This window comes from Micromonospora sp. NPDC007271 (assembly GCF_040634005.1).
In the GTDB taxonomy this organism is placed as follows: domain Bacteria; phylum Actinomycetota; class Actinomycetes; order Mycobacteriales; family Micromonosporaceae; genus Micromonospora.
In genome coordinates, this window is the sequence record NZ_JBEYER010000166.1 from 1 (window position 1) to 9,074 (window position 9,074).

At 69.0% G+C, this 9,074-nt stretch carries 10 protein-coding genes; all 10 read right to left on the bottom strand.

Annotated elements, in window-relative coordinates; genetic code table 11:
• Positions 1-128 precede the first annotated feature (128 nt).
• Positions 129-584, bottom strand: coding sequence for a DUF2550 domain-containing protein (locus ABZ570_RS32715; protein ID WP_089005496.1), 456 nt, complete (start codon positions 582-584; stop codon positions 129-131).
• A 12-nt stretch (positions 585-596) separates the two neighbouring features.
• Positions 597-875 carry a F0F1 ATP synthase subunit epsilon gene (locus ABZ570_RS32720; protein ID WP_091197489.1) on the bottom strand — a complete coding sequence of 93 codons (279 nt, stop codon included), beginning with the start codon at positions 873-875 and terminating at the stop codon, positions 597-599.
• A 133-nt stretch (positions 876-1,008) separates the two neighbouring features.
• Positions 1,009-2,151 carry an LCP family protein gene (locus tag ABZ570_RS32725; RefSeq protein ID WP_358071847.1) on the bottom strand — a complete coding sequence of 381 codons (1,143 nt, stop codon included), beginning with the start codon at positions 2,149-2,151 and terminating at the stop codon, positions 1,009-1,011.
• A 213-nt stretch (positions 2,152-2,364) separates the two neighbouring features.
• Positions 2,365-3,801 carry a F0F1 ATP synthase subunit beta gene (gene atpD, locus ABZ570_RS32730; RefSeq protein WP_358071849.1) on the bottom strand — a complete coding sequence of 479 codons (1,437 nt, stop codon included), beginning with the start codon at positions 3,799-3,801 and terminating at the stop codon, positions 2,365-2,367.
• The gene (locus tag ABZ570_RS32735) at positions 3,801-4,730 is read right to left on the bottom strand and encodes a F0F1 ATP synthase subunit gamma (RefSeq protein WP_358071851.1); all 930 of its coding nucleotides are present in this window, start codon (positions 4,728-4,730) and stop codon (positions 3,801-3,803) included. Before ABZ570_RS32735 ends, atpD begins: the two co-directional genes overlap by 1 nt.
• A gap of 2 nt (positions 4,731-4,732) precedes the next feature.
• A complete protein-coding gene (gene atpA / locus ABZ570_RS32740) occupies positions 4,733-6,385 on the bottom strand; it encodes a F0F1 ATP synthase subunit alpha (RefSeq protein ID WP_358071853.1) in 1,653 nt (550 codons plus the stop codon).
• A gap of 86 nt (positions 6,386-6,471) precedes the next feature.
• Complete coding sequence (locus ABZ570_RS32745) at positions 6,472-7,293, bottom strand: F0F1 ATP synthase subunit delta (protein ID WP_358071855.1); 822 nt, start codon at positions 7,291-7,293, stop codon at positions 6,472-6,474.
• Entirely contained in the window at positions 7,293-7,823 is a 531-nt protein-coding gene (locus ABZ570_RS32750; protein ID WP_358071857.1) for a F0F1 ATP synthase subunit B, read from the bottom strand. The genes ABZ570_RS32745 and ABZ570_RS32750 overlap by 1 nt, the downstream gene beginning before the upstream one ends.
• A 28-nt stretch (positions 7,824-7,851) precedes the next feature.
• Positions 7,852-8,082, bottom strand: coding sequence for an ATP synthase F0 subunit C (locus ABZ570_RS32755; protein WP_089005488.1), 231 nt, complete (start codon positions 8,080-8,082; stop codon positions 7,852-7,854).
• Between the two features lie 67 nt (positions 8,083-8,149).
• The gene (atpB, locus tag ABZ570_RS32760; protein WP_358071859.1) at positions 8,150-8,947 is read right to left on the bottom strand and encodes a F0F1 ATP synthase subunit A; all 798 of its coding nucleotides are present in this window, start codon (positions 8,945-8,947) and stop codon (positions 8,150-8,152) included.
• Positions 8,948-9,074: the final 127 nt, after the last annotated feature.

Here is a 9,074-nt window from a genome sequence, read left to right on the forward strand (position 1 = left end):
CAAGCCTGACCGCCCGGAGCCGGGCACGGCGGGCCACACCCGAAACCGCAACCACCCACGCACCGCGACGCGCACCAGAAACCCCAACCGCGGCACCGCGGCACCCCAAAACCGCAACCACAGGCGGATCAGGCAGCCGGCCAGTCCTGCGAGGCCAGACGCGGCGAGGCCGCCCCGGGCGGGGCGGCCTCGAGCCAGGAAAGGAAGCCGGTGACCGTGGATCGCGCCATGGCGATCTCGACCGGCGCATGGTGACTGGTACACCGCAGAATCACCCAGTCGGCCGGCATGGAGAGCCGCTCCTGCCCCTCGGGCAGCCGGCGGCGCTCCACCGCGAGACCCTTGCGCGAGAGCACGCGCTTGGGCCGCAGGGCGAAGCTGAACATGCGGTACCAGCGGAGTTCGTCGCCGACGAAGCGGCCGAAGCCAGGCGACCAGCCCCGGCCGTCGAGGATCGTGGACACCCGGACGCTGAGCCGGATGATGCCTCCGGTGCGAGTGAACAGCGCCCGCCGGACGAAGAGGATCACGAGCGCGGCGAATACGACCGCGACGCCGATTCCGATCCCTTCCACGATCTCCATCGGCGGTTCGGCTCAGCGCGCCGGGGTGGCCGGGGAGGCGCTCTCGGCGAGGACGGTGACGCCCTCACCGGTCACGGACACGAAGCCGCCGGCGATGTCGTACGCGAGCTGCTGGCCGCCGGGCTGCTTGATGCGTACCTGGCTGGGCTCGGCGAGCTGGCCCAGCAGGGGCGCGTGCCCCGGCAGCACACCCAGCTCACCCTCGGTCGTCCGGGCGACGACCATCTCGGCCTCGCCGGACCAGACCTTCTCCTCGACGGCTACGAGCTCGACGTGAAGCTGCTGTGCCACGCTGTCTCCTTGCTGCGGCGGCGGATTGCCGAAAGTCTAGTCGCGGCCCCGAGCGCCACCCAACGCGGGTGGCGAGACCCGCACCACGTTCGTGGGCAGGCCCCGGCACCCGCCGGGTCCGCTGGCGCTCAGGCTAGCTGTTCTTCTGCTTGAAGTCGGGGTGCTCCAGCATGAACGCGTCGACCTGCTCGTTGCGCATCGCCGCGAAGAAGTCCTCGGCCGCGGGCAACAGCCGCTCCCCCTGGTACGCCGAGCCGCTACCGATGGCCCCGGCGGGCAGCTTGATCGTCTCGATCGAGTCGGCCCGGATGTCCTTCAGCGCGAGCGCGAAGTCGACGACGCTGTTGCCGCGGCCGTTGAAGATCAGCGACTCGCCGGCCGCGCGGAGCACCCGGTCCAGCTTGAGCGGGTTGGTCACCACGTCGGCGCTGAACGCCTGGCTCACCATCGCCTTGACGAACTGCTGCTGGTGCCGCTGCCGGCCGTAGTCGGCGTCCGGCACGCCGTTCTTCGGATAGCGCTGCCGCACGTAGTCCAGCGCCTGCCAGCCCTTGAGGTGGACGTTGCCCTTCTTGTACTCGGCCTGCGGGCCGAGGTAGCCGCCACCGCCCGGCTTGAGCTGGCGCATCTTGCCGTCGGGCTGGCGGTGCTCGGACCGCACGTCCCGCTCGATGTACATGTCGACGCCGCCCATCGCGTCGACGATCTTCCGGAAGCCGGTGAAGTTGATGATCGCGCCGGCGTCGAAGCGCTCGATCCCGGTGACCTGCTGGACGGTCTTGGCGAGGAGTTCGAAGCCGGCGGCGGCGTCCGGGTTCCGCCCCGGCAGCCGGCTGCCGAATGACATGGCGGCGTTCAGCCGGTCGTTCTTACCCGCGAAGTTCGCCTTGGGGAACTTCGGGATGTCGACCCGCAGATCCCGCGGCAACGAGTAGAGGTAGCCCCGATCCAGGCCGGCCGGCACGTGCAGGATCATGATCGAGTCGGCCAGCGGCGGGGTCTCCGGGTTGCGCGGGTCGATGCCGACCAGCAGGATGTTGAGCGGGCCCTTGATCGTGCTCTTCTTCTCCGTGGCGCCTGCTGCCTGGTCTCCGAAGAGGTCCCCCTTGCCGACCGCGCCCTCGTAACGGGCCACCAGAGCCTGGTAGCTCACCAGCGTGCCACCGCTGAGCATCATGAGGACCACGCCGAGGATGGTGCACACCCGCGCCCACCGTGGCACGCCCCACCAGACGGACCGCTTGCCGCGGCTCTTGCCGGCCTTACCCACGAGCATCTCCAATCGTCACGCCCACGACTGGCAGACGGGCGCACGGGACCGTTTCGTTGCACGAGAAAGGTGTCCATGACGTGAAAGTCGTGCCACGAACGGTACCGCGCCGTCGACGGAACCGCTTGCCCGCAGACCGGACATCTGGTAAAGCAGGCCTGAACAGGCAGAGGCCGCCCCGACACTGTCGGGACGGCCTCCGTTGATGTGACGAGGGTCTCAGCCCTCCATCAGCTCCTTCGCCTTGCGCTCCAGGTCCTCCAGACCGCCGCACATGAAGAAGGCCTGCTCGGGGAAGTGGTCGTACTCGCCCTCGCTGATCTTCTTGAACGCCTCGATGGTCTCCTTGATCGGGACCGTCGAGCCCGGCACGCCGGTGAACTGCTCGGCGGCGTAGGTGTTCTGCGACAGGAAGCGCTCGATCCGGCGGGCCCGGCCCACGGTGATCTTGTCTTCCTCGGAGAGCTCCTCGATACCGAGGATGGCGATGATGTCCTGCAGGTCCTTGTACCGCTGCAGGATCCGCTTCACCTCGGTGGCCACCTGGAAGTGCTCCTGGCCGACGAACTCCGGGGCGAGGATCCGGGACGAGGACGCCAGCGGGTCCACGGCCGGGTAGATGCCCTTGTCGGAGATCGACCGCTCCAGGTTGGTGGTCGCGTCCAGGTGGGCGAACGTGGTGGCCGGGGCGGGGTCGGTGTAGTCGTCCGCCGGCACGTAGATCGCCTGCATCGAGGTGATGGCCTGGCCCCGGACGGAGGTGATCCGCTCCTGGAGCTCGCCCATCTCGTCGGCCAGGGTCGGCTGGTAACCCACGGCGCTCGGCATCCGGCCGAGCAGCGTGGAGACCTCGGAGCCGGCCTGGGTGAAGCGGAAGATGTTGTCGATGAAGAGCAGCACCTCCTGCTTCTGCACGTCGCGGAAGTACTCCGCCATGGTCAGCGCGGAGAGGGCGACGCGCAGCCGGGTGCCCGGCGGCTCGTCCATCTGGCCGTAGACCAGCGCGGTCTTGTCGATGACGCCGGACTCGGTCATCTCGGCGATGAGGTCGTTGCCCTCACGGGTGCGCTCACCCACGCCGGCGAAGACCGAGGTACCACCGAAGTTCCGGGCGACGCGGGTGATCATCTCCTGGATGAGCACCGTCTTGCCCACGCCGGCGCCGCCGAACAGGCCGATCTTGCCGCCCTTGACGTACGGGGCGAGCAGGTCGATGACCTTGATGCCGGTCTCCAGCATCTCGGTCTTCGGCTCCAGGTCCGCGAAGGCCGGGGCCTTGCGGTGGATCCCCCAGCGGTCGTCCGCGTTGAGCGTCTCGCCCTCCGCGAGGTTGAGGCACTCGCCGATCGCGTTGAACACGTGGCCCTTGACCGCGTCGCCCACCGGCACGCTGATCGGCGCGCCGGTGTCCCGCACCTCGGCGCCGCGCACCAGGCCGTCGGTCGGCTGCATCGAGATGGCGCGGACCAGGTTGTCGCCCAGGTGCTGGGCGACCTCCAGGGTCAGCATCTTCTCGCCGCCGGACAGCGTCACGTCGACGTGCAGGGCGTTGAACAGGTCCGGCATGGCGTCGCGCGGGAACTCGGCGTCGACGACCGGGCCGATGACCCGGACCACGCGACCGGTGGCCGTCTTGGTCTCTACTGGGGCAGTCATCACACTTCACTTCCCGACGCGGCCAGCGCGTTCGCGCCGCCGACGATCTCACTGATCTCCTGGGTGATCCCGGCCTGGCGGGCCGAGTTCATCTCACGCGTGTACTTGTCGATCATCTCTTCGGCGTTGTCGGTGGCGCTCTTCATCGCCCGCCGCCGGGCCGCCGACTCACTCGCCGCCGACTCCAACAACGCCGCGTAGATCCGCGTGTTGATGTACTTCGGCAGCAGCGCGTCGAGCAGCGCCTCCGCCTCCGGCTCGAACTCGTACGCCGGGAGCAGACCCTCGGACCGCGGCCGGTCCTCGACCTGCATCGGGCCGATGATCCTCGTGACCGGCGTCTGCGTCATCAGCGACTTGAACTCGGTGTAGACGATGTGCAGCTCGTCGATGCCGAGGACGCCGTCCGCGCCGGGGCCGCCGTCCACGTCGTCCGCGCCGGCGGTGAACGCCTTGATCAGCGTCTCGCCCACCTCGCGGGCGTCGGAGAAGGCCGGCTGCTCGGAGAAGCCGGTCCAGCTCGCCTCGATGTCCCGGTTACGGAACCGGTAGAACGTCACGCCCTTGCGGCCGATGACGTACAGCACCGGCTCCTTGCCGTCCGCCCGCAGCCGGGCGACCAGCGACTCGGCCGTCTTGATCGCGTTCGAGCTGTAGCCGCCGGCCAGACCGCGGTCGGCGGTGATCAGCAGGACGCCCGCCCGCCGCACCCGCTCACGCGGGGTGAGCAGCGGGTGGTCGATCCGCGCGTTGGAGGCCAGCGCCGTGAGCACCCCGGTGATGGCCCGGGCGTACGGCAGCGACGCCTCCACCCGGGCCTGGGCCTTGGCGATCCGGCTCGTCGCGACGAGCTCCATCGCCTTGGTGATCTTCTTCATCGACTTCGCCGAGCGGATCCGTTGACGAAGAACGCGAACCTGGGCGGCCATCGTCAGCTCTCAGCCGGGCGGTCGGTCGAGCCGTCGCGGAAGCGGGTCACCGTCTCGCGGGTCTCCTCGCCCTCCAGCGCCTTGGCCGGGGCCTCGTTGATCCGCACCTCGTCCTCCTTGCCCAGGAAGAGCTGCTTGAACTCGGTGATGGCCGAGTCCAGCGAGGCGATGATGTCGTCGTCCCACTTGTTGTCGGCGATCGCGGCCAGGACGCCCTCGTGCTTGTGCCGGAGGTACTGCAGGAACTCCGACTCGAAGCGGCGGACGTCGCCGACCGGGATGTCGTCCAGCTTGCCCTCGGTGCCGGCCCAGACCGAGACGACCTGCTCCTGCACCGGGTACGGCGAGTAGTTCGCCTGCTTGAGCAGCTCGACCAGCCGGGCGCCGCGCTCGAGCTGGGCGCGGGAGGCCTTGTCCAGGTCGGAGGCGAAGGCGGCGAACGCCTCCAGCTCGCGGTACTGGGCCAGGTTGAGCCGGAGCGAGCCGGCGACCTTCCGCATCGGCTTCACCTGCGCGGCGCCACCGACCCGGGAGACCGAGGTACCGACGTTGATGGCCGGCCGGACGCCCTGGTTGAACAGGTCGGTCTCGAGGAAGATCTGGCCGTCGGTGATGGAGATGACGTTGGTCGGGATGAACGCCGAGATGTCGTTCGCCTTGGTCTCGATGATCGGCAGGCCGGTCATCGAGCCGCCGCCCAGCTCGTCGGAGAGCTTGGCGCAGCGCTCCAGCAGCCGGGAGTGCAGGTAGAAGACGTCACCCGGGTACGCCTCGCGGCCCGGCGGGCGGCGCAGCAGCAGCGACACGGCCCGGTACGCCTCGGCCTGCTTGCTCAGGTCGTCGAAGACGATCAGGACGTGCTTGCCGCCGTACATCCAGTGCTGCCCGATGGACGAGCCGGTGTACGGGGCGAGGTACTTGAAGCCGGCCGGGTCGGAGGCCGGGGAGGCGACGATGGTCGTGTACTCCATCGCGCCCGCCTCCTCCAGCGTCCCCTTGATGGAGGCGATGGTGGAGGCCTTCTGGCCGACGGCGACGTAGATGCAGCGGACCTGCTTCTTCGGGTCGCCGGAGCGCCAGTTGTCGCGCTGGTTGAGGATGGCGTCCAGGGCGACCGTGGTCTTGCCGGTCTTCCGGTCACCGATGATCAGCTGGCGCTGGCCGCGGCCGATCGGGGTCATGGCGTCGACGGCCTTGAGACCGGTCTGCAGCGGCTCGAAGACCGACTGGCGGGACATCACGTTCGGAGCCTGGAGCTCCAGCTCGCGGTAGCCCTCGTTCGGGATGTCGCCGAGGCCGTCGATCGGCTGGCCGAGCGCGTTGACCACGCGGCCGAGGAAGGCGTCGCCGACCGGCACGGAGAGCACCCGGCCGGTGCGCTTGACGCGCTGCCCCTCCTCGATACCGCCGAAGTCACCGAGGACGACGACACCGATCTCCCGGACGTCGAGGTTCAGCGCCACGCCGAGCGTGCCGTCCTCGAACTCCAGGAGCTCGTTGGTCATGGTCGAGGGCAGACCCTCGACGTGGGCGATGCCGTCGCCGGCGTCGGCGACGGTGCCGACCTCCTCGCGGGAGACGTCGGCCGTGTAGGAGGAGACGTAGCGCTCCAGCGCGCCACGGATCTCCTCCGTCGAGATGGTCAGCTCGGCCATCCTCTGCTTCCTTCAAGTATCAGGGGCCCGGGATACCTAGTACCGACCGGTCCGATGGCGTCGAATCAGGGCTGTGGAGGCGCTGGTCAGCGCTTCGCGAGCGCGTTACGGGTCTCGTTGAGGCGGCGCAGGACGGTGCCGTCGTACAGGTCGGAGCCGACCCGCACGCTCACCCCACCGAGCACCTCGGGGTTCACCGTCTGCTTGACGGAAACCTCTCGACCGTACATCGCGGAGAGGCGGGCACCCAGGCGTCGCTCCTCCTCGTCACTCAGCGGGGCCGCCACGGTCACGTACGCGACCTGACGGTCCCGCCGGTCGGCGGCCAGCTCGACCAGCCGGGTGAGCGCCCCGATGAAGGAGCGCCCTCCGAAGCCGGCCAGCGCGGCCTCGACGAGACGGACGGTGACCGGCCGGGCCTTGCCGGCGAGCAGCTCGCGGGCCAGGGTGGCCCGCCGCTCGGCCGCGGCCATCGGGTCGGAGAGCGCGTTGGACAGCTCGGCGGAAGCCGACACGACCTGGCCGAAACGGAACAGCTCGTCCTCGACCTCACCCAACTCGCCGGCCTTCTCGGCGCTCGCCAGGAGCGCCTCGACGCCCAGCCGCTCGGCGCCGTTGAGCAGTTCCGACGGTGCCGACCAGCGGCCGGCGACCAGCGAGACGAGCAGGTCGAGCGCGTCCGCGCCGACCTTGCCGGTCAGGATGCCCGTGAGCAGGCCGGTCCGGTCCTCACCCGGGCGCGCCGGGTCGGACAGCGCCCGGCGCAGCCGCGGCTCCCGCCGCAGCAGTGCGGCCACGGAGAGGATGTCGTCGGCGGTGGAGGCCACCGCCGACGGCTCCGCGCCGCGGGCGTACGCGTCGAGGCGCTCGGCCCCGACCTTGTACGACTCCCGGCTGGCGGCCTGCATCAGCGGGCCCCCGCGCTCTCGAGACCGCTCAGGAACCGGTCGACGGTGCCCTTGCGACGCGCCTCGTCGGCGAGCGACTCGCCGACGATCTTGCTGGCCAGGTCCACCGCGATGGTGCCGACCTCGGTGCGCAGCTCGCGCACGATGGTGGCCCGCTCGGCGGCGAGCTGCTCCTTGCCGGCCGCGATGATCCGGTCGGACTCCTCCCTCGCCTTGGCGAGGATGTCCTGGCGGATGCCCTCGGCGTCGGCCCGGGCGTCGTCGCGGATCTTGGCGGCGTCGGTACGCGCCTCCGCGAGCTGGGCCCGGTACTGCTCGAGCAGCTGGTTGGCCTCGGCCTGGGCGGCCTCGGCGCGCTTGATACCGCCCTCGATCGCGTCGACCCGGGCCTGGAACGTCTGCTCCATGCGCGGGAAGACGAACTTCATCAGCACGAAGCAGAGCACGATGAAGGCGATGCCGCCGACCACGATCTCCTGCCAGAGCGGCAGGATCGGGTTGTGTTCAGCACCCGCGGCGAGGAAGTTCATGTAAGACCTCCCGATCAGAGGGGGTGGATCAGACGCCGGACCAGACGAAGCCGAACGCAACGCCGAGCAGGGCCAGCGCCTCGATGACGGCGAAGCCGATCCAGACGTACGGCAGGGTCATCCGGGACGACTCCGGCTGCCGAGCGGTCGACTGGATGTAGGCCGAGAAGACCAGGCCGACGCCGATGCCCGGGCCGATGGCGGCCAGACCGTAGCCGATGGCGGCGGTGCTGCCCGTTACCGCGGCGAGAACGTCCATTGGTGTGTTCCTCCTGGTTATCACGCGTGACTGTCACGCGGGACGACAACGGTTGGTGCGAAGTGGATCAGTGCGCTTCGGCGAGCGCGCCCTGCACGTAGCTGGCGGTCAGCACGGTGAAGACGTAGGCCTGCAGAACGATCACCAGGAACTCGAGGAAGGTCAGCGCGATGGTCATCACCCAGGAGACCACCGAGATCGGGGCCAGCAGCGCGTTGGCGTTGAGCATCGCGAAGCCGCCGAGCGTGAAGACCAGCAGGAGCATGTGGCCCGCGAACATGTTCGCGAACAGACGAACGGCCAGCGAGAACGGCCGGACCAGGAACGTCGAGAACGCCTCGATCGGGATCAGCAGCGGCAGGATGTACCACGGCGCCGGCGGGACCAGCGCGTTCTTGAAGTACTTGACGAACCCGTGCTGCCGGATGCCCACGTAGTTGAAGAGCACATAGCTGATCAGGGCGAGGAATGCCGGGAAGGCGATGTGCGAGTTCGGCGAGATCTGGAAGAACGGGACGATCGCGAAGAAGTTCGTCAGCAGGACGAAACAGAAGAGCGTGGTGAAGTACGGCGCGAACCGAACACCCTGGTGCCCGATCATGTCGACCGCGATGTTGTTCCGCACGAAGCCGTACACCGACTCGGCGAACCACTGCTTCTTGGTCGGCACCAGCTGCGGGTTGCGGTAGCTGAGCAGGAAGAACAGGATCAGAATCCCGACCGCCAGCCAGACCATGAACGTGATCTTGGTGAACCAGTAGGAATTGTGCGCACCCCAGGGCAGGATGCTGGGCAGGTAGAAGTCCTCCACACTGGGAGGAAAGTTTGCCGCGCCCTGTGCCAGGACGTTCGCCTGTCCGAACACCGCGTCCCTTCCTATTGAGGCGTGCCGAGCTTGCGCACGACCAGGATGATCCCCCCGGCCATGCCGAGCACGATCCCGATCCCGGTGGCGATGCCACTGGTGTCGAGCCAACGGTCGACCAGCCAGC